Source organism: Rheinheimera sp. D18 (assembly GCF_004345025.1).
GTDB classification, from domain to species: domain Bacteria; phylum Pseudomonadota; class Gammaproteobacteria; order Enterobacterales; family Alteromonadaceae; genus Alishewanella; species Alishewanella metallidurans.
The window spans coordinates 3,170,914-3,196,611 of the sequence record NZ_CP037745.1 but is presented as its reverse complement, the minus strand read 5'-3'; the positions used below and the strand labels follow the sequence as shown (position 1 = coordinate 3,196,611).

At 46.0% G+C, this 25,698-nt stretch carries 19 protein-coding genes; 11 read left to right on the top strand and 8 right to left on the bottom strand.

Features of this window, described 5'->3' with window-relative positions:
* Positions 1-490: 490 nt before the first annotated feature.
* The 3 genes from E0Z06_RS14995 to E0Z06_RS14985 all read right to left on the bottom strand — a co-directional run bounded on the left by E0Z06_RS14995 (position 491) and on the right by E0Z06_RS14985 (position 3,464).
* Complete coding sequence (locus E0Z06_RS14995; RefSeq protein ID WP_057786564.1) at positions 491-1,033, bottom strand: NUDIX domain-containing protein; 543 nt, start codon at positions 1,031-1,033, stop codon at positions 491-493.
* Positions 1,034-1,109: 76 nt separating this feature from the next.
* A complete protein-coding gene (locus E0Z06_RS14990) occupies positions 1,110-1,964 on the bottom strand; it encodes a universal stress protein (RefSeq protein ID WP_057786566.1) in 855 nt (284 codons plus the stop codon).
* Positions 1,965-1,979: 15 nt separating this feature from the next.
* Positions 1,980-3,464, bottom strand: coding sequence for a SulP family inorganic anion transporter (locus E0Z06_RS14985; protein ID WP_057786568.1), 1,485 nt, complete (start codon positions 3,462-3,464; stop codon positions 1,980-1,982).
* Positions 3,465-3,836: 372 nt separating this feature from the next.
* Here E0Z06_RS14985 and E0Z06_RS14980 point away from each other — a divergent pair, with 372 nt between their 5' ends.
* On the top strand, positions 3,837-5,003 hold the full coding sequence (locus E0Z06_RS14980; RefSeq protein ID WP_057786570.1) for a GGDEF domain-containing protein: 1,167 nt from the start codon (positions 3,837-3,839) through the stop codon (positions 5,001-5,003).
* Positions 5,004-5,668: 665 nt separating this feature from the next.
* On the opposite strand, the gene E0Z06_RS14975 is transcribed toward E0Z06_RS14980, so the two are convergent.
* On the bottom strand, positions 5,669-5,989 hold the full coding sequence (locus E0Z06_RS14975; RefSeq protein ID WP_132586438.1) for a helix-turn-helix transcriptional regulator: 321 nt from the start codon (positions 5,987-5,989) through the stop codon (positions 5,669-5,671).
* 120 nt (positions 5,990-6,109) lie between these two features.
* Between E0Z06_RS14975 and E0Z06_RS14970 the strand changes: the two genes are divergently transcribed.
* Positions 6,110-6,616: a hypothetical protein gene (locus E0Z06_RS14970; RefSeq protein WP_132586435.1), complete on the top strand. Its 507-nt coding sequence runs from the start codon at positions 6,110-6,112 to the stop codon at positions 6,614-6,616.
* On the top strand, positions 6,613-7,983 hold the full coding sequence (locus E0Z06_RS14965; protein ID WP_132586432.1) for a DEAD/DEAH box helicase family protein: 1,371 nt from the start codon (positions 6,613-6,615) through the stop codon (positions 7,981-7,983). Before E0Z06_RS14970 ends, E0Z06_RS14965 begins: the two co-directional genes overlap by 4 nt.
* A gap of 254 nt (positions 7,984-8,237) precedes the next feature.
* On the opposite strand, the gene E0Z06_RS14960 is transcribed toward E0Z06_RS14965, so the two are convergent.
* A complete protein-coding gene (locus E0Z06_RS14960; protein WP_207903105.1) occupies positions 8,238-8,588 on the bottom strand; it encodes a hypothetical protein in 351 nt (116 codons plus the stop codon).
* A gap of 481 nt (positions 8,589-9,069) precedes the next feature.
* Between E0Z06_RS14960 and E0Z06_RS14950 the strand changes: the two genes are divergently transcribed.
* From E0Z06_RS14950 to E0Z06_RS14940, 3 genes are all read left to right on the top strand, one after another.
* The gene (locus E0Z06_RS14950) at positions 9,070-9,513 is read left to right on the top strand and encodes a hypothetical protein (RefSeq protein ID WP_207903104.1); all 444 of its coding nucleotides are present in this window, start codon (positions 9,070-9,072) and stop codon (positions 9,511-9,513) included.
* Positions 9,510-11,717 (top strand): ATP-dependent RecD-like DNA helicase, encoded by a 2,208-nt coding sequence (locus E0Z06_RS14945; protein WP_243695611.1) that lies wholly within the window; start codon positions 9,510-9,512, stop codon positions 11,715-11,717. The genes E0Z06_RS14950 and E0Z06_RS14945 overlap by 4 nt, the downstream gene beginning before the upstream one ends.
* A gap of 312 nt (positions 11,718-12,029) precedes the next feature.
* Positions 12,030-13,016, top strand: coding sequence for an LLM class flavin-dependent oxidoreductase (locus tag E0Z06_RS14940; RefSeq protein ID WP_132586426.1), 987 nt, complete (start codon positions 12,030-12,032; stop codon positions 13,014-13,016).
* A gap of 26 nt (positions 13,017-13,042) precedes the next feature.
* Here the strand turns inward: E0Z06_RS14940 and hdhA are convergent, their stop codons facing one another.
* Positions 13,043-13,810: a 7-alpha-hydroxysteroid dehydrogenase gene (gene hdhA, locus E0Z06_RS14935; RefSeq protein WP_132586423.1), complete on the bottom strand. Its 768-nt coding sequence runs from the start codon at positions 13,808-13,810 to the stop codon at positions 13,043-13,045.
* 376 nt (positions 13,811-14,186) lie between these two features.
* Between hdhA and E0Z06_RS14930 the strand changes: the two genes are divergently transcribed.
* From E0Z06_RS14930 to E0Z06_RS14910, 5 genes are all read left to right on the top strand, one after another.
* Positions 14,187-15,344 carry an efflux RND transporter periplasmic adaptor subunit gene (locus E0Z06_RS14930; RefSeq protein ID WP_132586420.1) on the top strand — a complete coding sequence of 386 codons (1,158 nt, stop codon included), beginning with the start codon at positions 14,187-14,189 and terminating at the stop codon, positions 15,342-15,344.
* Between the two features lie 10 nt (positions 15,345-15,354).
* Positions 15,355-18,432, top strand: a complete 3,078-nt coding sequence (locus E0Z06_RS14925; protein ID WP_132586417.1) for a multidrug efflux RND transporter permease subunit — start codon at positions 15,355-15,357, stop codon at positions 18,430-18,432.
* Positions 18,429-21,488, top strand: a complete 3,060-nt coding sequence (locus E0Z06_RS14920) for an efflux RND transporter permease subunit (protein WP_132586414.1) — start codon at positions 18,429-18,431, stop codon at positions 21,486-21,488. Before E0Z06_RS14925 ends, E0Z06_RS14920 begins: the two co-directional genes overlap by 4 nt.
* 103 nt (positions 21,489-21,591) lie before the next feature.
* Complete coding sequence (locus E0Z06_RS14915) at positions 21,592-21,837, top strand: type II toxin-antitoxin system CcdA family antitoxin (protein ID WP_132586411.1); 246 nt, start codon at positions 21,592-21,594, stop codon at positions 21,835-21,837.
* The gene (locus E0Z06_RS14910; protein ID WP_132586408.1) at positions 21,837-22,154 is read left to right on the top strand and encodes a CcdB family protein; all 318 of its coding nucleotides are present in this window, start codon (positions 21,837-21,839) and stop codon (positions 22,152-22,154) included. The genes E0Z06_RS14915 and E0Z06_RS14910 overlap by 1 nt, the downstream gene beginning before the upstream one ends.
* Positions 22,155-22,256: 102 nt before the next feature.
* Here E0Z06_RS14910 and ilvA read toward each other — a convergent pair whose 3' ends face one another.
* Together ilvA and ilvD are read right to left on the bottom strand one after the other, a co-directional pair.
* On the bottom strand, positions 22,257-23,825 hold the full coding sequence (ilvA, locus tag E0Z06_RS14905; protein ID WP_132586405.1) for a threonine ammonia-lyase, biosynthetic: 1,569 nt from the start codon (positions 23,823-23,825) through the stop codon (positions 22,257-22,259).
* A complete protein-coding gene (ilvD, locus tag E0Z06_RS14900) occupies positions 23,825-25,675 on the bottom strand; it encodes a dihydroxy-acid dehydratase (protein WP_132586401.1) in 1,851 nt (616 codons plus the stop codon). Before ilvD ends, ilvA begins: the two co-directional genes overlap by 1 nt.
* Between the last annotated feature and the right edge of the window lie 23 nt (positions 25,676-25,698).

Genomic DNA, 25,698 nt, shown 5'->3' with positions numbered 1-25,698 from the left:
AGCTAAAAATACGAGTTATCAGAGGCTGCTAATTGCGTACTGGGTTTAATTTAGGCATTAAGAGTCTGACGATAGAACAGAAATGTCCGCTTTTGGCACACTGTGACGATCTTCACTAAGAGCGAATTGCAGCCGTTCAGAACAGGCAATCTCGAAAAAACTAATCTCTGCTTTGCCTTAAAATCAGACATTCAACAGAACATCTTGATACGTTGACGTGGGAGCATTTCAATATTGCACGCTACCATAGGGTTGACCTGTAAACGTCGGATGTCACTCAACTCGTCTCAACTAGCGTAATAAACTTAGTCGCCACGTTTTATTCGGCTGATCGCCTCGTTAATTAACACTAATTTGCGCAGCCTGAGTCTGGTCAGCTCCACTGCCATTTGCTGAGATTGCATCGCATCCATTCTTGATAAGAGGCTGATACTTTGCTGTTACAAATCCAAAGCAGCAGAGCGGTCTTTCGCTGCAATCAGTTCTTTTTCTATCTGTACTCTCTGACCAGATCCGGAATTTGAAATTGGCCAGCGATCATCCGAAGTAAATATGTTTCCCGTACTATAGACAGCCCCATGTGTTCAGGCTTTGTTTGCAGTATGCGTTCATTATGGCGTATGGCTTCATGAATATTAAGCCAGCACACCTGCATGCCATTTTGTATTTCGTAGTGCTCGAAATTGGGTTGCCCAAGCTCTGACGCAATCTCACAAACGTAGCAGTACGACAGCATTCTGAGAACATCTATATTGTCTTTATACCAAGGGCGAAACTCTTCAAAAAGTCCAAAAGGCGTCACGATGTTTACATTTTTTGCGCCAGTTTCTTCAATAAGCTCCCGCACCAGTGCAGACTCCAGATCTTCACCTGCCTCTAGGCCTCCACCCGGTAAACTGTAGTCATCGTACCTTTTGGTATATAACACCAGAATATCCGAGCCTCTTAGCACAATGGCACGTGTAGCCACTCGCTCACCTAGCCGATGTTCAGGGGTTGGCGTAATGTGTTTCAATGAATGCAGTAAACGCATCGTTGTCTCCACTGAAAATTCAAAATTTTCTTATCGTAGTGATGTTAAAAGGGCCAGTGAACTGGCCCTTGAGGTGTTAACGCAAGATCAATAATGAACACTTGGCATGGCTTAACATCGCCGTTGTCGTGCTTCCCACGATAAATTGCCGGATGCGGGAATGGCCGTATGCGCCCATCACCATCAAATCAATATCGTGTTGTTGCTGATACTGATGCAGCACAGTTTCAGGTTCACCCGCGACAATAGCAATTGTTGTGCTAAAGCCAGCCTTGCGCAGAATACTGGCCGCTTGCTCCATCTGTATTCTGGTTGCATCTACATCAGCGCCTGCCATCACCAAATGCACAGGTAAACCTTTGACTAAAGGGCTTCCGGCGAGCATTTCTAAGCCTTTAAGAGCTGTCGCGCTGCCATCATAAGCTAGCATTACCTGCTGAGGCTCCTTGTACTTCTGTTGGGTCAAGAGCACTGGTTTATGAACGTTCCGGATCAAAGGTTCAACCTGTAAACCTAATCGGCCATGAGCGTCGGCGCTGCTTGCTCCGCGTTTTCCCATCACCAGTAAACGGGTTTCTTCTTCCAATTCAATCGCTGTTTCTACAAAGTCACCATGACGTAAGCGCTCTTCAACCTGCTCAAACCCTGCGGCGGCTGCTCGGGCACGAGCGGCGTCGAGCATAATTCGGCCTCGCTCTAACGCCAGTTTGCCGCGCTCCGCATCCAGTTGAGTCAGCTTTTCCATCAAGGCTTCCTGCGCGCCAAGCCCGATACTGCCACTTAAATCGCTGGTATCCTGTTGTTGTGCTTTGCTCAATACATGCAGCACCGACATAGTCACATTAAGGCGTTTTGCAGCCCAGGTTGCATAATCACATACAGCTTCTGCGTAAGGTGATGAGTCAATACAGGCTATTACTTTTTTAGTCATTTTATGTACTCCCCGTTAGTGTCCCATCAGCCGTTCTATTGCATCAGGCTGATTGTGTACTGCAAACTTGTCCACCAGAGTGGCACTGGCTTCATTGAGGCCAAGCAACTCAACATCTGTACCTTCACGACGGAATTTAATCACTACTTTGTCCAATGAACTGATAGCGGTAATGTCCCAGAAATGAGCGCGACTCAAATCAATTTGCACAGATTCGATAGCTTCCTTGAAATCAAAGGAGTCAACAAATTGCTCAGCTGAACTGAAAAACACCTGACCCACCACTTTGTACGTCCTGTGTTGTTCATCACTACTCAGCTCTGAACCCACGAAAAGGATTTGTCCGACTTTGTTAGCAAAGAATATTGCACTTAAAATCACGCCAACCAACACGCCCCACGCTAGGTTGTGAGTGGCGACAACTACGATCACAGTGGCGACCATCACGATGCTTGAGCTGATTGGATTCTTCTTCAAATCCTTCACCGAACTCCAACTAAATGTACCAATGGATACCATGATCATCACGGCGACCAGAGCGGCCATAGGGATCATGCCAACCCATGCATCCAGAAACACCACCATCACTAACAAGATAACGCCAGCGAGCAATGCAGAGAGACGAGTGCGACCACCTGATTTGACGTTGATAATCGACTGGCCAATCATGGCGCATCCGGCCATACCACCAATTAAACCTGAACCAATGTTGGCGATCCCCTGGCCCACACATTCTTTGTTTTTGTTACTTTTGGTGTCTGTCAGATCATCAACAATAGTTGCGGTCATCAGCGACTCAAGAATACCCACAACGGCCAATGCCATAGACGTAGGAAAGATAATCATCAGGGTTTCAAAGTTCAGTGGCACTTCAGGCCATAAGAAAATCGGCAGGCTATCCGGCAATTCACCCATATCCGACACGGTACGTACATCTAAGCCGAAATAAAGCGCGACCAGAGTCACAACCACAATACAGACCAACGGCGATGGCACTGCTTTTGTCAGATAAGGGAATAAATAGATAATGCCTAGACCTAAAGCGGTTAACCCATAAACAGTGACGGAACCGTATTCACCGGAGAGTTCCGGTAACTGAGCAAGGAAGATCAGGATGGCCAGTGCATTCACAAAACCTGTGACTACAGATCTGGACACAAATCGCATGACATCACCCAACTTCAGGAAGCCAAACACAATTTGAATGACACCCGTCAGCAGTGTTGCGGCTAGCAGATACTGTAAGCCATGCTCTTTGACCAGAACAATCATCAACAGGGCCATAGCGCCTGTAGCGGCTGAGATCATGCCAGGGCGAGCACCAGTAAAAGAGATAAGTACACAGATAGCGAAAGAGGCATATAAACCCACTTTAGGGTCAACGCCTGCAATGATAGAGAAAGCGATAGCCTCAGGAATAAGGGCTAAAGCGACAACGATGGCAGCTAAGACATCTCCTTTGATATTGGAGAGCCAGTGCTGCTTAATAGTTTTAAGCATAAAACATCCATTAAGTTTTAGAAATCCGATATGAACCAGCAAAACACCACAGGTATTGCATTTAAAGTTTGCACGCATGGTTCAAACCTAACTTTATTTTGCAAATCTGTTTTGTGTTGTTCGCTAATTACACCGGCTAATCCTCTTGGGTTGTTCTTTGCTTTTGTTCAAAATTCGGGCGGCATTCTAGCGGTTTAGGCTGCTAAAGGCCAGTAAAAGTTTAAAAGTGACCTGTTTACAGAGGCTTAGCGTAATCAATTAAAGTACCTGCTGTAAATTTGCGCATTTACTGAAAACTGAAGTAGGCTCAATGTAAGCCATTGAAAATGTGGTTATGTTGTTTGTCTAACCACGCAACGGAGACAACGTTTTATGAAGATGCATCATTCTATCCCTACACATTTTGAGTGGATCTCTAATCCTTGGCTGCTGTTATCTGCGAGTGGCGAATACATCACTTCAAACCAAGCTATGTCTGCACTAGGAGATAGCACACTATCCGCTGTAATTGCTGAGCTTCAGCTTGTGTTGAGCAACTCCAGCTTGAAAAAAAACGGACACAAAACCACAACACTCTCCGTTTCCGGTCGTCGTTTCAAAGTAGATATTCTTAAACAGGACGAAGATCAGCAGTTCTTTTGTTTGCTCCAGAACTGGGTCAAGACAGATGACAAACCCGATTTATACTCGTCCGTTTTTGAACAGTCTGGTGAAGCCATTATGATCACAGATGCGGATGACGACATTATCGATGTGAACAGGGCTTTTGAGTTAAAAACTGGCTTTAAGTTAGCAAATATCCGTTATAAAAAACCAGCATTTCTGCGATCTGGGTTGAATGAAGAACAGACCTTAGAAAATGCCTGGTTTGATGTCAAAGCGAAGGGCCACTGGAGTGGCGAAATTAAAAACCGCAAAGCGAACGGCGAGTACTATATTAGCTGGCTTTCCTTATCGGCCATCAAGGATGACAGTGGCAAAGTTACTCACTACATCTCTATTTTCTCCGACATTACCCAGCACATTCAGGAGCATAAGAAGTTTAAGCAGCTTGCCTACCATGACTTTTTAACTGGCCTGCCAAACAGAGCGTTACTGGAAGACCGTTTTGAGCAGTTTGTACTACACAGTGACAGGCTCGGACAAACTAACAAATGTGCGCTGATCTTTATTGATATCAACAGCTTAAAATTAATTAACGATACCTATGGCCATCAGAAAGGCGATGACTGTCTTGTTGCTATCGCCAACGTCCTTAAAAACAGCATCAGAGCAGATGACACAGCAAGCCGATTCAGTGGAGATGAATTTGTGCTGCTGCTGACCCAAATAGACGGAGATCCCGACTTGCTGCGCGTGATTGAACAAGTCAATCGGGGCATTTCCGCTATTCATCAGAGCCTAAGGCTAGAAACACCGATCACTGCCAGCCTTGGTACTGCCATTTATCCTGACGATGCGTTGGATTTAGATGCTCTGCTTCAAAACGCTGACGCCAAAATGTATGAGCAGAAAAATAGTAGTAACATCATGTCGTGATTTTAGTTTATTACGGATCCTTTGGCGTCTTCAAACACATGGTGATGAGGGCAATTTAACCAGTCATACTGGACGTCAGCTTTAAGTGAAAAGCGACGTTGTAATCGAATCTCAGTGAATATCCGCTTTTGGCACACAGACGCTCTTCGCTTTGAGCGAATAGCAGTCGTCCAAATCAGACCTTAACGTAAAAGCAAATCTCTGCTTTGCATTTTTTGCAGTTGCAGACATTCGATTTCTCGTAAACCCAGTAAATTATCTATAGTCGTGTGGCTAAATTCAGTGTACCACTACACTCAAACTACTCTGTTGGTGACAGTTGGAAAGAGTTAATTCACTAAATCCTTAATTAACTGGTCTAAAAACGAAAATCTTTCACGAAATTCGTCATCTGGTCTACTTGAAAGATATCGAGACATAGGAGCTTTACTAGCTTGACTAAACTATTCCAGCAGCTGAAATTCAAAGACTCAAGACTGATATCAGACAAAACCGTTATAAAAATAACGCTTTTAACAGATTATTAAATGAGTACAACAGCACTCTATCGTTATCAGCTCAGCGTAATTCAAGCTCTTCATCATCGCTGGGAGAGGCTGGATTAACGCAGTCAAAAGTTAACTAATAGGTGTTTAAGGCTATGTTTAAGCGTTAGTTTCTTGGTGCTAAATAGATTTCGATTGGAGTTCGAGAATATCAAATAAAATTTGCTTTCGCTGTTCAGGTGCAAGTTTATGAAAAGCTAATATCAGTTCTGCCATCTCATCACATTCACAATAAAGGTAAGCAACAGGGACAGCTAGTTGATCGGCAATGTTCTTGGCCATGTTAAAATCTGGCTCATGACGACCTTTTTCATAGTTATTCATTCGCGCACTAGCTGAAGGTGAATCTAGGCCAATACGACGGCCTAACTCAGTTTGACTGATAGCCTTTTTCTTTCTGGCGGCTTTAAGCCTAGCGGGAAAACATGATTCGTGTGCCAAGTCTGAAAATTCATATCAAATATCTAATCCAAAGATTGTCTTAGGTTTTCACCTTCCGTTATACTAAGGAATCCTTTGGATTTATCTATTCCTTGATATCCAAAACTTGGAGCAAGCGGTATGTCAGTTAAAAGCATTATTATCGACACCATCAAAGCAAATGAGCTGCATTCATTCACTTTGGATGAACTACGAAAACTCTATACTGCTCAGGGAGTAACCGACACTTCCGTGAATATTAATAAGGGACTTTATAAAAATATTTGGAATCTTAAGAAGAGCGGAATGCTTGACCTGGTAAAGGCAAAAGATCCAAAACAAAATGTTTACGTCATCACTCCATTAATGCAAAAGCAATATCTTCAAATATCAGAGGAAAGTCATACAAGCTCTATGCATTCCGGAACCATGGTTTTTCTAGAGTCATTAAATAAACGGCTAAACGCTTACAGCTCGGAATTAGCCACGACCAGCTCAGAGATCCAGGAATATCAGGAGGTTTTAAATGAATTTCCAGAACAAAGCGCACAGTTCAATCGGGATTATCAATCAGCCAAAGAGCGAGCATACCAATTACGCGGTCGACTCCGCGCTGTTGAAAACATTATGAATAGACTGAATCGATGAAACTACGTTACTGGCAAGATGAATGTTCAAATCAAGCGTTCAAATCCTTTAAATCAGGCAAGAAGCATTTTATGGCTCTGGCGACGCCTGCAGCAGGTAAAACCGTGATGGCTGCTATAGTCGCAAACTATCTGTTTGCTGCAAATATGATCGACTATGTAGTCTGCTTTGCCCCTTCCGTTGCTGTCCAAAAAAGTATGGAACAAACTTTTGCTAAAATATTAGGGCGGCCAATGCATGGAAAACTGGGTGCAGTTGGGGGCGTATTTACCTATCAATTTCTTACAACTAGTAAAGGCGCAGATTGGTCATTTCTGCAAAGTAGCCGGGTTTTTGCTGTTTTCGATGAAATTCACCATTGTGGTGGTCAAGAGACCGAGTTATCAAATTCTTGGGGACGAGAAATATTGACCACTATTAGCGATAACGTCAGTTACATTTTAGCCATGACAGGCACTCCATGGCGTACAGATCAGGCGCCAATATCATTAGCGCGTTACATCGAACCTGATTTCACTATCCAGCTTGACTATGTCTATGGTCTTGCTGAGGCGATCCGCGATAATGTCTGCAGACTACCTGAAATTACATTGATTGATAATGATAACTTAGCTGTCGCTCATAAAAGCTACGACTCGCTATCCTTGGCGATGATTGAAGCAGATCTTCAATACCACCGAATTCTCAATGACTTAGAGGCGCTCCGATATAGCCTGTCTGTCGCCGTACAAAAATTAGCACATGTCAGAGATGAACACCCAGATGCAGGAGGATTAGTTGTTGCAAGCTCTGTTGATGCAGCTATACGCATTAAAACATTGCTAGTCAATGAATTTGGTCAATCAGCAGTTTTAGTCTCTTATAGAGAGGCTAATGCTCAAGAAATTATTGATAATTTTAGAACATCAAGTACCCAATGGATTATTAGTGTCTCAATGGTGAGCGAAGGAACTGATATTCCGAGGCTTAGGGTCTGTGCGCACCTGAGTACTGTGCGTACAGAACTATTCTTCCGCCAAGTGCTTGGGAGAATATTAAGACTAATGTCCGAAATAAGGAATGCAAAAGCCTATCTTATTACTTTTGCTGAGCCATCTCTAACAGATTTCACGATAAGGCTGAAGGAAGATGTTCCACAAGCAATTGTTAAGTTTGACAGATTTAGAGAAAAACCATCACCGCAGTCCGGGCCACAAAATCTCAAGAATTCAGAAACTAAGGAAGACTCGAAGCTCCAAGACATCAATATTTCAGATAGTAACTGGCACTTTAATGGTCCCAAACAAACTGAAAAGGATACAGCTACTAATTGGGTACCATTTCGGTTGACAGGACAATACAGGCAGCAGGTGTTTTCTATTTTCTAAAACTTGTTTTGTGTAAAAACTGTTCGGCGACAATTAGGATGACCGGCCATGATAGTTGACGCCGAACATGTAAGGATTTAACTTTACTAGCTCAGACTTGCCCCCACGACGCCCCCACTAAAGTCTTTAATAATATGCTTAGCAAAGCTTTGTCTTAATCTTAATGTAATGTAGATGGCAGCTTGGGCGTAGCAATCTCGGCACTTGAGTGCCGAGCGGTTCACTAAACTAAAGTATTTTAATATTGCTTTCTTTTATTTTTTAGAGCTTGGGCTGGAATAGGTTACTCCTTCCGTTGAGCGCAAATACAAAAACTCGCTATAGGGAAGTTTCATCAATATGTCGTCTTCATTCTTTATCACCGAGCCTAGTGTCACTGCTCTGCATATTAAGTTGACATTTCCGACTCTTCTTTCACACATTGCATCAGCGCTATCAATAAATTGCGAGTTTTCTAATTTTCGCATAATAATAGTTCTGCCTTCTGGCAACGCTCCGATGGGTTGGATGACAAAGATGGTGATGGTGTTGTAGGCGATAAGGGATAGTGCTGCAATTATAGCGACTAATGTAACCATTATGATGCTTGCTTTGCCTGCTTTCATTGTGCTTCCTTGTGTTGAGAGTCCGAAAGTGGGGTTGATGCTATGGTTGATTTTATTTTTGAGTCTCTGTTTTCAGTAATTTTGATTGATGCTTCTTTTAGGCCAATACGCAGCAACTCAGCTAAAGCCCCGTCTAAGCTTTTGAAGATACGTGGCTCATAAGGCTGCCTAGAACTACTTAACACTAATGGTTCACCACTCTATTCAGAACCATCGAAAACGACGGTATATGCGCTTTTCTTATCTAAATTCTGTGCGTGGTCGATAATCCCACTCTTGACTCGCTCTTTAGCCATAGAGCTTAATATGCAGTTGCCATAATTCATACCTCAAATCATCATAATTCTCCCAATATCCGGTTTTGTAACAATATCAAATTCCGTTTTTAAAAAATACATGATAGAAACACCGGGACTTTATAAGAACTAAATTTGTAATTACATTAGTCGAACAACGATCAACCTTATTGTTGAGGAGAGCGATGATGTCTAAGGAGGCCGGAGAGAAGAACCGGGAGTTGTTTGCAGGATGGATCGCTGAAATGAAAGCGAAAGAATCTCCAAACTGGGTAGACTATTTTTATGCGGATAAACTGAGCCCCAAAAAAATCGCTGACGAGTTAGGTTTTGGCTCAGATGCATTTAAAGCAAAACGCAATCCACTATTACACGAAATGTTGGAGAACCTGAAATTCGAGTTGGCCCAGATGGGTGTTTACCACAACAGAATCCCTCGACTGAAAAAAGAAGAAGTGGATGTAACCCTGCCCTCTGAAAATGATGAAGATATAAAAGACTCTGCCAAGGTCAGAGATTTAAAGCGTGCCAATCGGCGTTTGCAGGCAGAAAATGCAAAACTATCTGCTGAAGTTGCAAAGCTGTCTGAGTTCAAGGACGTGCTAGAGGAAATGGGTCTTTGGAAATGAGCAATGATGCCTTTTTGGTTAGATTAACGCAGATCTACAGATACAGTCCTGACAATGTTCAGTTAGGGGCAGTATTTTTGAACCATCGTGCCGGTGCTCACCGGATAATCATTCTTACGACTCAAAACAAACTAAACTGCGAGCCTAAAGTCGGCCAGCAATGGGCAATCACCAAAGAATTAAATTATGCCGTCCGTCAACAGGAGGTTAGTCCTGGTGTGTACGTAAACGTGTGGCGATTCATGGAGCCAAAACTGAAATGTGTCATGCCTGACAATGGTTCGGGTTTTGTAGCATTTTTGAGTGCAGAGAAAAAGTTTCGTGGCATAGGCAAAGTCAAAGCTCAGTTGTTGTGGGATGCATTTCGCAGTGACATATTTACAATGCTTTGCGAGAAACCAGATACGCCTTACAAGCATGATAAGACAATAACCAACTTCGATGCGATCAAGAAAGTTCTGATAAGGGAGGAGGTTGTATCGGACTTGTATAAGGGGTTTGAATCTTACAGAAACTTAAGGAACTCCACCCAGCTTGTCGAATGGGAGATTGAAGAGCCTATTCAGCGGCAACTATTCAGATTCGCGGATAAAGATGCGCTCACCTTTTTGAAAGAAAATCCGTACCGCCTGTTCTCATTAGGTATGCGATTTCAAAAGGTCGACATGATTGCTCAAAAGCATTTTAAGATAAGTGAATGCAGTGATATTAGGCTAACGGCTATTGTCGAATATGCTTTGAGACAGTGGGCTGACAAGGGCCACACTGTTGCTAGTTGGGAAGATATTAAACCGACGGTAAGCAGGCTTCTTAATAACGACCATCAACTCACAGAGAAAGCGAGTCAACTCACAGGTGATATCATTGGGTTCACTAGACAGGCCGATAACTATTTTGTAAGCGGCAACTACATATTTGAAAGGACAATAGCCAAACGGTTTCATTCACTCAGCGCCATAAAACGATATTGGTTGGCAGATTTGGAGGATGCTTATAACGCAGCCATTCCGGATGGTTGGGTGCTGGAAAAAGCCCAAGAGAAAGCAGTCAGGATGGCGTTAGTAAGCCACATTTTTGCGCTAAGTGGCGGAGCTGGGACTGGCAAAACGACAACGACCCGAATTATTGTTGATGTCTATCGACGGTTAGGCTTTACCATTTATCCAGTTGCCCTCTCTGGCAAGGCCGCTCGCAGATTCCAGCAATCTATTGGTATCAAAACAAGCACAATAGCGCGACTGCTAAAGGAAAAGCATATCAATGACACTAACTGCGTTCTTATGGTTGATGAAGCATCCATGCTGGATGCCTACACGATGTGGCGCTTGGTGACGCTATTTTCAAATAGAACACGGATAATCTTAATTGGAGACCCTCATCAGTTACCGCCAATCAACGCGGGATTCGTACTGAATGATGTCATCAAAAGTGGCGTGATAAATCATGTAGAGCTTGACGTGGTGCGACGGCAGGCGGCAACCAGTTCGGTTCCGGCATACTCGCAAGATATCCGGAATGGACAACTGCCAGCCGCTCTGACTACACGGGACATACTGTTTCAGGAACCAGTGAATAATCTCATAGAAGATGCAGTTGCCGCTTATACAAATTATGACAGCGCAATGATAATCGCGGCGACTAACACAACTGTTCGAACCATGAATGAAAAACTACAGGCTTCGGTCAATCCAGATGGAGAATTGTTGGATTTAACCGACATGCCTGTGAATGCTGGTAATTACACGTTCAGAAAAGGTGATCCGGTTGTCATCACGTTAACCCGGTATACGGATGATGTTCAAAATGGAATGCTCGGGGTTGTAACAGCGGTTTGTCCCAACGAAGAATTTGCTTGCACGATCGAACTTGACGATCTTGATGAGAACGGATACCAACGTTCATTGAACGTTGACTGGGAGTTGTTTGAGTACCTTGATCTTGCCTATTGTCTAACACTGCACAAGGCACAGGGCTCTCAGGCTAAAAACATTATTGTCCTTTTGGAGCGTGGTTGGTTACTTGACAGGAGTTGGCTATATACAGCTGTTACGCGAGCAGAAAGCAAGGTTCATATCATTGGCAGAGAAATCGATTTCGTTTACGCTGTCGATAGAAAAGGGGCGACTGATACCAGACGGACTGCATTAGCAGAAATGTTGAAAAGTGAGTGCAATATGTACTGTAAAGAGCAAAAAACGGGATAAAATAAACAAATGCTTTTAAAAAAGGTGAAATAATAAGTGGGTTCAGTATGATTAAAGTCTTAATATGCATAGGTTTTCGCAACTGTACTGCCCCTGGTTTGCATTTTTTTGTTGCAGATAATGATTTTGATCAAAAGTATAGTTTTCACCTGAGATTCTTTTTGTAAAGAATGCTCTCTAAGCCCTTATATTAAGGGCTTTTTTTATTGCTAATTATCTAAGCCTTGAAACCGCTGTGGTTAAGCCCCACAACTTCATAGTTGTATGCCAGTTGATATGTAATTGGTGTATTTAAAGCATAGCGGAGCCCTAATGATCCCTTTATCTATTTTAGATTTAGCGCCAGTGTCGGTTGGTAGCACGGTTGCTGATAGCTTTGCTAGTAGCAAAGCCTTAGCTCAGCTTGCCGAGTCGCTTGGTTACCACCGTTACTGGTTGGCCGAACATCATAATATGCCGGGTATTGCTAGTGCGGCTACCTCATTACTTATCAGTCATTTAGCGGCTGCCACTTCGCGCATTCGCTTAGGTGCTGGCGGCATTATGCTGCCCAACCATTCGCCACTGGTGATTGCCGAGCAGTTCGGGACGTTAGCAACCTTATATCCTAACCGTATTGACTTAGGTTTAGGCCGCGCACCGGGCAGTGATCAGGCTACTGCTAGAGCGCTACGCCGCAATCGGGCTGAAACCGAAGCGCAGTTTCCTGCTGATATCGCTGAGTTGCAGCAGTATTTTGCGCCGGTTAAGCCGAATCAGCTAGTGCAGGCCGTGCCGGGGCAAGGGTTAAATGTGCCGTTGTGGATACTGGGTTCCAGCTTGTATGGCGCTCAATTGGCCGCTCAACTTGGTTTACCCTATGCCTTCGCCTCGCATTTTGCACCCGGTATGCTGACACAAGCCGCCGCGTTATATCGTCAGCAATTTAAACCATCAGCGCAGTTAGATAAACCCTACCTTATGCTGGCAATGAACGTGTTTGCCGCTGACACCACGGCTGAAGCCAAACGCTTGTTTAGTTCGGTACAGCAGCAGTTTGTTAACCTCACTCGCGGTGTTCCAGGTTTACTGCCGGCGCCTGTGGCTAACATGGACAGCATTTGGCAGCCGCATGAAAAAGCCTATGTAAATACTGCGCTTGCATGCTCTGTGGTAGGTGATGCAGCGTTAGTGAAACAAGGTATTGCCGATTTTATTGCCCAGCATAATCCGGACGAATTGATGTTAACTAGTATGATGCACAACCCTATAGCGCGGCAAACCAGCTATCAGATAGCGGCAGAATTAATCAGCAGCTAAAATTAGCGGTTTGCCTAAAGCATAAATTACTCAAGTTCTTGCACACCACCACCTGATACGGTAAGAATTTGACCACTGATCCAGCTGGCGGCAGGCGAGCAGAGAAATAATGCCGGGTTGGCCATATCTTGCGGTTCGCCGAGTCGGTGAATCGGAGTTTTCTTCAGCATATTTTGTTCAATTTCTGGCGTAAGTACAGATTGCAACGCGGTGGTGCGGGTTGCGCCTGGGGCAATGCCATTAACGCGAATATTTTTCGGGCCAAGATCAAACGCAATATTGCGAATAAGGTGATTTGTTGCCGCCTTAGATGCGGCGTACGACGCCATATGTTCATTTTTATTTTCACCCGCCATAGAGGTAATGGCCAAGATTGAGCCACCGCCTGCTTTTTCCATTTCTGGTGCGGCAAGTTGCGCTAAGCGAAACAAAGAAAACACATTTAAATCAAATGCACGCTTAAAGTCAGCCATTGGCATATCAAATGGCTTAGGCCCGCCGCCACCTGCATTGCTAACCAGAATAGTAAGCTTACCTAGTTGGCTAACTGTTTCATTAATTAAACGAGATAAGTCATCTTCTTTCGTAATATCGCAAGCAATGGCGGCGGCTTTACCGCCGTTAGCGATAATCTGCTCTGCAACAGCATTAGCTGTTTCTTGTTTAAGATCGCTAACCATTACCGCGGCGCCCGCTGCAGCAAACGTTTCAGCAATGGCGCGACCAATACCCGCACCTGCGCCAGTAACTACGGCAACCTGTCCATGTAGTGTAAAGTCTGTTGAGTTGTACATGTTTTTCCCTCCTGAAGGGGGGAGAGTTCTAGTTTAGCCTACTACTGAGCAAGCTTACTGGCTGAATATAGTAATGAATGATAGTGGTATATTTACCTAATAGCTAAAACGAGCAGCAAAGCATTTCGTTAAAATTCTGATGTATAGGCCAAGTTTATTTTGAGTTATCTTAGCAATTTTCTTAGTTATAAATTGTATAGAGTTGTGATCTCGTAGCCGCATATTTGTGTATTAAGCTTTACCATTCACCGCTATATTTCCCCTCTTTGCCGATACTGCGACAATCTTTACCTTATCTTGACAGTTACTGCGTTGAGGCTGGGTTAGCATGGCATTATAGTGTTAACAAATTTAGTTTATGCGACAGGAAGTACAAATGGCAGCATTCAAAAAACCTTTACTGGTTACTGGCTTGGTTATTGTAGTGGCAGCAGCGTATTGGTTTTGGCCGGCGGCAGAGCCGACAACAGCAGCAAAACGGCCCAGAGGCCCAATGAGCCCTTGGGCCATGCCGGTGCCGGTGCGGGTAGTAAAGGCTGAGCTTGCTGATTTACGCGTACAAGTTAAAACCATAGGTACGGTTACGCCAATTAATACTGTGGTAGTGCGCAGCCGAGTATCTGGGCCGTTGCAGCAACTAACTTTTAAAGAGGGCGATAAGGTTGAGCAAGGCCAGTTGCTGGCGCAAATAGACGCTGCCGATTATCAAATACAATTAGCCCAAGCCCAAGGCCAGCAAGAGCAAAACTTAGCCCAGCTTAAAAACGCTGAACAAGATTTAGCGCTGTACAGCACCTTGCGTAAACAAAACTCTATATCTGCCCAACAGTTTAACCAGCAGCAAGCTTTAGTAGCCCAGCTTACTGGCGCGTTAAAAAGTAACCAAGCGCAAATTGATGCCGCTAAATTACAACTGTCTTATACCCGTATTCATGCGCCAATTAGTGGCCGTTTGGGCCTGCGCCGGGTTGACGTAGGTAACCTAGTACAAGCCAATGACAGCGAAGGTATAGTTACTATTACCCAAAGCGCACCAATTAACGTGGTGTTTTCTATTCCAGAGCGGCAACTGCTAGCGGTGCGCGATGCCGTGCGTGTAGGCAATAGCTTAACGGTAGAGGCGTGGGACAGAGATGAGCAGCAGTTATTAAGCCGTGGTGTGCTAACCACACTGGATAACCAAATTGATATTGCCACTGGTACCTTGCGCTTAAAAGCCGAGTTTGCTAATCAGCAGGAAGAGCTGTTTCCAAACCAGTTTGTTAACGTCAGGCTGAATATTGCCCAGCTGCAAGGTGTTATTTCTGTACCACAAGATGCGGTGCAATACGGCTCGGCCGGTACCTATGTGTATATTATTGAGCAAAACAAAGCGCAAATTCGCCAAATACAGCTGGGCGCGGCAGATAATGGCGTGATTGCCGTAACCGGCGGCTTAACCGGTGGTGAGCAAGTGGTGTTAGAAGGGCTAGATCGGTTACGGCCAGGTCGCGCGGTAGAAGTAATAAGCGACACCGCTGCGTCAGCGCAATAAGGAACAGACGATGAATATGTCTCGCCCGTTTATTATGCGCCCCGTTGCCACCTCTTTGCTGATGCTGGCTATTTTAATTGCGGGTATTCTTAGCTGGCGTATGTTGCCAGTTGCGGCGCTGCCGCAGGTTGATTACCCCATTATTCAGGTGTTTAGCTTTAACCCCGGCGCTAGCCCCGACATTATGGCGCGCACCGTTACAGCGCCACTAGAGCGGCGTTTAGGGCAAATACCCGGTTTAAAGCAAATGTCGTCTAGCAGTTCAGCTGGCGCCTCGGTTATTACCTTGCAGTTTGCGCTAGTGGTTGAAATGGGCGTGGCTGAACAAGAAGTGCAAGCCGCTATTAACACGGCGTCGTCGTTATTGCCGTCTGACTTACCCACACCGCCAATTTATCGCAAAGTTAACCCAGCCGATGCACCTATTCTTACCTTAGCAATAACCTCAGATACGCTGCCATTGCCGCAGGTATATGACCTTGTTGATACCCGTATGGCGCAAAAACTGGCGCAGTTGCCCGGTGTTGGCATGATTAGCCTAGCCGGGGGCCAACGCCCCGCTATTAGGGTTAAGGCTAACCCTGCTGCACTGGCCAATATGAACCTAAGTTTAGACACCTTACGCTCGGCTATTGCTGCGGCGAATACTAACCAGCCAAAGGGTAGCTTTGACGGGCCGTTTCGCTCAACCATGTTAGATGCTAATGATCAAATTCGCGATGTGGCCGAGTATGAAAACTTGGTCATTGCGTGGCGTGGCGGCGCACCCGTGCGATTGCAAGATGTGGCTACGGTAGAGCAAGGCGCAGAAGACCGCTTTTTAGCGGCCTGGGCCAATAGCCAACCTGCGGTGTTGCTGAATATTCAACGCCAACCAGGCGCTAACGTTATTGACGTGGCTGATCAAGTTCAGGCTTTATTACCGCAGCTTACGGCTACTATGCCGGCCGCGGTAAATGTTACGGTATTAACCGACCGTACCAACAGTATTCGCGCGTCAGTACGCGACGTACAAAAAGAGCTGCTGTTTGCTATTTTCTTAGTTATTTTAGTTACCTTCGCTTTTTTACGTACTATTCCGGCGACTATTATTCCCAGCTTAGCCGTGCCCTTATCGTTAGTGGGCACCTTTGCCGTTATGTTGCTGCTCGATTTTTCTATTAATAACCTAACATTAATGGCACTAACTATTGCCACCGGCTTTGTGGTTGACGATGCCATAGTGATGTTAGAAAACATTGCACGGCACCGTGAGCAAGGTGCGTCGCCGCATGAAGCAGCGTTTAAAGGCGCAAAGGAAATTGGCTTTACGCTTATTTCACTTACCTTCTCCTTAATTGCCGTACTTATTCCGCTGTTATTTATGGCCGACGTGGTGGGGCGTTTATTCTTTGAATTTGCGGCTACCTTAGCCGTGGCTATTTTAATTTCGTTGGTGGTGTCATTAACGCTTACGCCAATGCTTTGTGCGCGCTTGCTTACTACACTGCCGGCACATGAACAAGAAAACAGCCTGATGCAACGAGTAATTAACCGCTATGCGTTAGCATTACAATGGGTGTTACAGCATCAGCGCTTAACTATGGCAACCATGCTAGCCACAGTGGCATTAACCGCTGGTTTATATATGGCGGTGCCCAAAGGCTTCTTTCCGGTGCAAGACAGCGGTGTAATTCAGGTTATTACCGAAGCGCCGCAGGATATTTCTTTTGCCGCTATGGCAATGCGTCAGCAAGAGCTTGCCGCAAATATGCTAACTCATGACGCGGTAAGCAGCTTATCGTCGTTTATTGGTGTCGACGGCAGCAATAGCAGTATTAACAGCGGGCGTATTCTTATTAATTTAAAACCACACGAGCAGCGATCGCAGTCGGTGGTTGAAATTATTCGCCAGCTTGAACAGCAGGTGCTAGCAGTGCCTGGCATTAAAGGTTGGTTTCAGCCGGTGCAGGAACTGAGTATTGAAGATAGAGTTAGTCGTACTCAGTATCAGTTTACGTTAAGCACGCCAGAGCATGCGGTGCTAAGCCAGTGGTTGCCAGAATTAGTTGATGCCTTGCAACAGCGGCCTGAATTATCTGAGGTGGCGCACGACTTACAATGGCAAGGCTTGCAAGCGTACATTGATATTGACCGCACTGCGGCCGCACGCTTAGGGCTAAGTGTTTCGCAAATTAGCTCGGTGTTACAAAGTGCCTATAGCCAACGGCAAGTTTCAACCTTATTTACGCAGTCGAATCAGTATCGGGTGGTGCTAGAGGTTGACCCAGCGCAGGTGCAAGGGCTAGATGCCTTAGACAAGCTGTATTTAACCACCAGCAGCGGTGCCAGTGTGCCGTTATCTTCAGTGGCTACCGTATCGCAACGACCGGCACGGTTGCTTATTAACCAGCAAGGCCAATTTCCGGCGGTAACCTTGTCATTTAACTTGGCGCAGGGTTATTCCTTAGGTGAGGCAATTGAGGCAATAGAAGCGGTGCAGCACCAGTTACAAATGCCACCAGAAGTTGAGCTTACCTTTCAAGGCGCAGCTGAAGCCTTTCGTGCCTCGCTTAGTAATACCTTATGGTTGGTGCTAGCGGCCATTGTTACTATGTATATCGTGTTAGGTATTTTATACGAGAGCCTAATTCACCCAGTAACTATTTTATCTACGCTACCATCCGCAACGGTGGGCGCCTTATTGGCTTTACTTATTACTGGCCAACCGCTCGATTTAATTGCGGTTATCGGCATAGTGCTACTAATTGGTTTAGTTAAGAAAAACGGCATTATGATGGTCGACTTTGCCCTAGACGCCCAGCGTAACCAAGGTATGACGCCTGAAGCCGCTATTTATCAAGCCGCATTAATGCGCTTTAGGCCTATTTTAATGACCACCCTAGCGGCATTGTTTGGTGCCTTGCCACTGTTGCTAGCTAGTGGTTCTGGTGCCGAACTGCGCCAACCGCTAGGTTTAGTTATGGTGGGTGGTTTGTTAGTTAGCCAAGTGCTAACACTCTTTACCACGCCGGTAGTGTATTTATGGTTTGACCGTTTGGTAAGCAAGCGCCCTGCGCTAGCAGATACAGAGGCAAGCGCGGTATGAACCTAGCGCAGCCTTTTATTCAGCGGCCAGTCGCTAGCGCGCTAATTGCTATTGCCATTATGTTGCTGGGTTTGCTCAGCTGGCGGCTATTGCCAGTTTCACCACTGCCAGCTATCGACTTTCCCATGATTGTGGTTAGTGCCAACTTACCCGGTGCTAGCCCAGAAAGTATGGCGGCAACAGTTGCTACGCCATTAGAGCGGGCTTTGGGCAGTATTTCGGGCATTCGCCGTATTAGTTCATCAAGTAGCCAAGGTTCTGCCCAAGTACGGCTAGAGTTTGAGCTTGACCGTAACGTTGACGATGCGGCGCGTGAAGTGCAGGCGGCTATTAACGCAGCGCGCGGCCAGCTGCCGTCCGGCATGCCCGGTAACCCGGTGTATCGCAAGTTTAACCCGTCACAAGCCCCTATTATGGCGTTAGCGTTAAGCTCTGGTCATCTGTCGGGCAGCCTGCTGTATGACAACGCCACTACGGTATTAGCACAAAAATTATCACGCATTACTGGCGTTGGTGAAGTTGAAGTTAGTGGCTCGTCGTTACCTGCGGTAAGGGTGCAACTAAACCCCGGCATGTTGGCGCACTATGGCGTGGCGCTAGACGAAGTGCGCTCTGCTATTAGCTCTGCTAACGCCTCAGTGGCGCTTGGCGTATTAGAATCTGACGTGCATCGCTGGCAAATAGCCACCAGTGAAACCCAACGCCAAGCCTCAGACTATCAAGATCTGGTGGTGAAATACGTTGCTGGCGCAGCCATTCGTTTATCTGACGTCGCCTTAGTTACCGACTCTACTGAAAACCGCTATAGCTCGGGTTTTCATAACGATAAAGACGCGGTTATTTTGCTGGTCAGCCGCCGTAGTGGCGCTAATATTGTTGAAACCATAGATGCAATTTATGCCCAATTACCGCTATTGCAGTCATTAACCCCGGCCGGTGCCGATTTAGCCGTAGTGATGGACCGCAGCCCAGTGATCCGTGCCACGCTAGAAGAAGCCCAAGTAAGCTTAATTATTTCGGTCGGTTTAGTGGTGTTAGTGGTATGGGTGTTTTTAGGTAATTTACGCAGTGCGTTAATACCAAGCCTAACTATACCTATCGCGCTAATTGGTTCTTTTACCGTAATGTATCTGTGCGATTTTTCACTAAATAACTTATCGGTTATGGCACTAATAGTAGCTACCGGTTTAGTCGTCGACGACGCTATTGTAGTGGTTGAAAACATACGCCGCCATTTAGAGCGTGGCTTAACGCCATTGCAGGCGGCAAGGCAAGGTGTGGCTGAAGTTGGCTTTACCTTATTGGGTATGAACCTAGCACTGATTGTTATTTTCTTATCTATTTTATTTATGGGTGGCTTGGTTGAACGCTTGTTCCGCGAGTTTTCTATTACCTTAGTGGCGGCTATGGTTATTTCGCTGCTGGTATCGTTAACCCTTACGCCAAGTTTGTCGGCTTTATTGCTAAAACCGATGCAAGCTGAGCAATCGCCAGGGCTGTTTTCACGGTTAAGTAATGCTTATCGGCGTAGTATCGATATTGGTCTTAACCATTATCGTTGGTTGTTACTGCTGCTAGTGCTGCTATTTGCCGCTGGCGGTTGGCTGTATAGCAAGGTGCCGTCGGGGCTATTGCCTGAGCAAGATACTGGGCAGCTAAACGGTTTTGTTCGTGGCGACGATGGTGCCTCTTATCAAATGATGCAACCAAAAATAGAAATATTCCGCCAGCATGTTCTTAAAGACCCCGCGGTTGCCGATGTTACCGGCTCTGCGGGTGGTAATACCGGCGTAAGTAACTCGTGGATGCGGGTAAGGTTAAAGCCATTAGCCGAGCGAAAAATTTCAGCGCGTGCCGTGGTCGATCGCCTGCGCAACACCGCCCCGAAAGAACCCGGTGGCATCTTATTTATGAACGTCGACCAAGATATTCGCTTGTCATCACCATTTAGCCGTAGCGACTACGAAGTGCAGCTATTGTCAGATGATTTAGCCTTGTTGCGCCAATGGGGGAAAAAAGTTGGCGAAAAACTGCAAGAAATACCGCAGCTTGTCGACGTTAGTACACCCGGTGGTGAAGATGCGCAGCAAGTAGAACTGCATATTGACCGTGAAGCCGCACAGCGCTTAGGCGTTGATATGCGTACTATTGCTACCTTGCTGAATAACTCATTTTCACAGCGCCAAGTGGCTACGTTATATGATCAGCAAAACCAATACCGTGTGGTAATGGAGCTAATGCCGGGTTATACCGCGCAGCCAGAGGTGTTGCAGCAACTGCAAATAATAACGGCAAACGGCAATCAAATTCCGTTATCAGCGGTGGCGAGTTATCAATATGGTTTAGTGCAAGACCGCGTGCAGCACGACGGCCAGTTTGCCTCGGTAAATATTGGTTATGGTTTAGCTGACGGCGTTACGGTAGATGAAGCGTCTGCTGCCATAGACCAAGCTTTAGCCGAGCTAATGGTGCCAGGCGCAATACACGCTATTAGTGGCGCAAATCAGCGTAATGCCATGTTTAGCTCTAGCGACCAAACTTGGCTAGTTGTCGGTGTTATTGTCGCGGTGTATTTGCTGCTTGGTGTATTGTACGAAAGCCTGCTGCAACCGTTAACTATTTTATCTACCTTACCCTGTGCCGCGCTGGGTGCGGTATTAGCCTTGTATGTTACCAATAGTGATTTTAGCTTAATTGCCTTGCTCGGCTTATTTTTACTTATTGGCATTGTAATGAAAAACGCAATTCTGCTAGTCGACTTTGCACTGGCAGCCGAGCGCCAACAGGGCTTGTCGGCCAAAGACGCAGTAGCCTTGGCCGCCCAGCAACGGTTACGGCCAATTTTAATGACCAACTTTGCCGCCCTATTAGGCGCATTGCCGTTATTATTAGGCAGTGGCGAGGGTTCAGAACTGCGCCAGCCGCTAGGTATTACTATTGTCGGAGGCTTGTTATTAAGTCAGTTTTTAACGCTGTACACTACGCCAGCAATGTACTTGTTAATTAGCAAACTGCGGCGTAAAAGCGTAACTAGCTCGGTGAAGGCCGAGCAATAGCAAAACCTAATATTTATGCCTTGGTTTGCTTGACTTGTTAAATGCACGCTACTAGGCTAGTGCGCATGATCAATGCGTATAACCGATGTTGTGAGCAAAGCTGATGCAACCGATAACTGATAAACACACCGCTAAAAAGCCAGCGAACCTTAGTATCAATAAAGAGTTGTTGGCTGAGGCTCGTGCTTTGAAAATAAATTTATCTGCAACGCTAGAGCAGGCGCTTACCGAGAAGATACGTACCGAGCGGCGTAAACAATGGCTAGAGGACAACCAGCACGCTATCGATGCTTGCAATGAGCTTGCTGAGAATAGTGGCCTTTTTGCTGATAAGCACAGAGCCTTTTAATGAAACAGTTTGACGTATACGTGAATACTGATAAGGGTACAAATAAAACGTACCCTTATTTTATTAATATCCAAACTGGCCTACTTGATACATTAAATAGCAGAGTTGTAATTCCGCTAACCCCAGCAAGCACATCAGATAAAAGCTTCCCTAATAATCTTTGCCCGGTTATCAAAATAAAGCATAAGGATTACGCTGTGTTAACGCACCAGATCACCAGCGTATCTGCGAGCTTTTTAAAAATACACGAATGCTCAATAACCTCTTATCGAGATGAAATTATTGCCGCGATAGATTTTCTGGTTACGGGTATTTAACGGCGGTATTTGCCGCTAGCTATTTTTTCTCAGTAGCAAAATCAGACTTACTACCAACAAGCTACGGCTGGCCATTAAAGCCGAGCGCTTAATATTAAGCTTTCAAACAGCCGTTAAAAATGTTTGATAGCTGCGGTTATTGCTAACCAGCTGGTATTGGTAACCTAGTGTTTCTAAGTGCGGTTTAATATCAGCATGCTCGGCTATTTCAAACCCGGCTAGCACATCGCCAGTAGCGGCGCCGTGGTTACGGTAATGAAATAAGGTGATGTTCCAGTGTTCCCCTAAGGTATTTAAAAAATTCATTAACGCGCCAGGGTATTCTGGAAAATTAAACTGATATACCTGCTCGGTTATTTGCCGTGGCGGCATACCGCCGACCATATAGCGTACATGCAGCTTGGCTAGTTCGTCGTCGGATAGATCTTGAAAATCGTAGCCGGCTTCAGCAAGCAGTGTGGTTACGGTATTTAATTCTTGCTGGCCATAACGTAGTTTTATACCAACAAAAATATGCGCTTTATTATCACTGGCGTAGCGGTAGTTAAACTCTGTGATCGCGCGCCCACCCAAGGTTTGGCAAAAGCGACGAAAGCTACCTTTTTCTTCGGGTATCGTTACCGCGAAAACTGCTTCTTTTTTCTCGCCTAGCTCACAGCGCTCTGACACATAACGTAGGGTATCAAAATTAAGGTTAGCGCCACTTAGCACCGCGGCCAGTTGTTGTGGTTTAGCTAGCACACTACTTGGCCGTTGTTGGCTGTATTTTTTTAAACCGGCTAAGGCTAAAGCGCCGGCGGGTTCAGCTACGGCACGTAAATCATCAAAAATATCTTTAATTGCCGCGCATATTTCATCGCTAGTTACCGTGATAACGTCATCGCAAAACCGTTTGGCAAGGTTAAAGGTTTCGTTACCGATACGCTTTACCGCCACGCCGTCGGCAAATAAGCCTACTCGCCCCAGCGTTACCGGTTCGCCAGCATGCAACGCAGCTTTTAAGCAGGCGGCATCTTCTGGTTCAACGCCTATTACGCGTACATTAGGTTGTATGGCTTTGATATATACCGCCATGCCAGCCAATAAACCGCCGCCGCCAACCGGAATAAACACCGTGTTTAGCTGGTTATGCTGGCTTAATAACTCTTTGGCAACTGTACCTTGCCCGGCAATAACATCGGCATCGTCAAACGGCGGAATATATTGTGCGCCTTCGGTTTTAGCGAGGTTAATAGCATAGCTATTGGCTTCATCAAAGGCGGTACCATGTAGCACTACATTGCCACCTAAGGCTTTAACCGCCGCAACCTTTATTTCTGGCGTGGTAATAGGCATAACAATGGTGGCGTTTAAACCCAACTTACTGGCCGATAACGCTACGCCTTGGGCATGGTTGCCTGCGGATGCACACACTATGCGCGCCTCTGGGTTTTGCTGCTGTACTTTATGTAGTTTATGAAAGGCACCGCGCAGTTTAAACGAGTGCACTGGTTGTTTGTCTTCACGCTTTAATAGCACGTTATGGCCCAAGCGTTGGCTTAACTTGGGCATGGCATCAAGCGGTGTTTCAACCGCGGCTTGGTATACTGGCGAGAGTAATATTTCGCGCAGATAGTGCTGCATTAGCTCGCTATCGGTATTGTCATCTTGTGCTAGTGCTAGGTTACTCATTACTGCTCCAGCATGGTTAGATCGCGTACGGCACCTTTGTCGGCACTGCTAGCTAATAAGGCATACGCCTTTAACGCAGTGCTTACGCTACGCTGGCGGTTTTCTGGTTTCCAGCCTTGCTTGCCTTTGGCCTCCATAGCGCTGCGACGCTCTGCCAGCTCTTGCTCGCTAATGGCAATATTAATGCTGCGTTGTGGAATATCGATATTAATCGTATCGCCTTCTTGCACTAGGGCAATAGCACCGCCACTGGCGGCTTCGGGTGAAACGTGGCCAATAGACAAGCCAGAGGTGCCGCCAGAAAAACGGCCATCGGTGATCAACGCGCAGGCTTTACCTAACCCCATCGATTTTAAATAGCTGGTTGGGTACAGCATTTCTTGCATGCCTGGGCCGCCTTTAGGGCCTTCATAGCGAATAATTACCACGTCGCCAGCAACAATATGGCCTTTTAAAATAGCCGAAACGGACTCTTCTTGGCTTTCAAAAATACGTGCACGACCACTAAACACTAGGCTTTCTTTTTCTACGCCTGCGGTTTTAACAATACAGCCGTTTGGCGCTAAGTTACCAAACAGCACGGCTAAACCACCGTCTTGCGAATAGGCATGGGTTTTGCTACGAATACAGCCCTGTTCGCGGTCATCATCTAATGTTGGGTAGCGGCAACTTTGTGAGAAAGCTTGCGTGGTACGAATACCGGCTGGGCCGGCTAAGTACATTTGTTTGGCCTGCTCATTAGACGTGGTTGTGATGTCCCATTGCTCTAATACTGCACCAAGGCTGCTACCGGCAATGTGCGGCACGTTAGGGTTTAATAAACCGGCGCGGTTAAGCTCGCCTAAAATGGCCATTACGCCGCCGGCGCGATGCACGTCTTCCATATGATACAGTGGCGTTGACGGCGCAACCTTGCATAGATGCGGCACAATGCGCGATAAACGGTCGATATCGGCCATGCAGAAATCAATTTCACCTTCAATTGCCGCGGCTAGTAAATGCAACACGGTATTGGTAGAGCCGCCCATGGCGATATCTAACATCATGGCGTTTTCAAAAGCGGCTTTGTTGGCAATATTGCGTGGTAAGGCGCTGGCATCGTCGTGTTTGTACCAGCGATTGCATAGTTCCATAATACGAAAACCGGCTTGTTCAAATAGGCTTTTACGATCGGCATGCGTAGCTAATAACGAGCCATTGCCCGGTTGGCCTAAGCCTAGGGCTTCAACTAAGCAATTCATTGAGTTGGCGGTAAACATGCCTGAACAACTGCCGCAAGTGGGGCAAGCGTTGCGCTCAATTTCTTCGCTGTCGGCATCGCTAACATTTGGGTCAACCGCTGATACCATCGCATCTACCAAATCTAGCTTAATAATTTGATCTGACAGCTTGGTTTTACCGGCTTCCATTGGCCCGCCAGAAATAAATACTACCGGAATATTTAACCGTAGCGCCGCCATTAACATACCGGGGGTAATTTTATCGCAGTTAGAAATACACACCATGGCATCGGCACAGTGCGCGTTAATCATATATTCTACCGAGTCGGCGATCAGCTCGCGTGATGGCAAGCTATACAGCATGCCGCCGTGACCCATGGCAATGCCGTCATCTACGGCAATAGTATTAAATTCTTTGGCAATACCACCGGCTTGTTCAATGCTGCGCGCAACCAGCTTACCCAGATCACGTAAATGCACATGGCCGGGTACAAATTCAACAAAAGAGTTAACGACAGCAACAATAGGTTTGCCAAAATCGGTGTCTTTTACGCCAGTGGCGCGCCATAGTGCACGCGCGCCCGCCATATTGCGGCCTTCAGTAACGGTGGCGGATCTTAACTTTGGCATTAGGGTGCTCCGTGTATTCAATA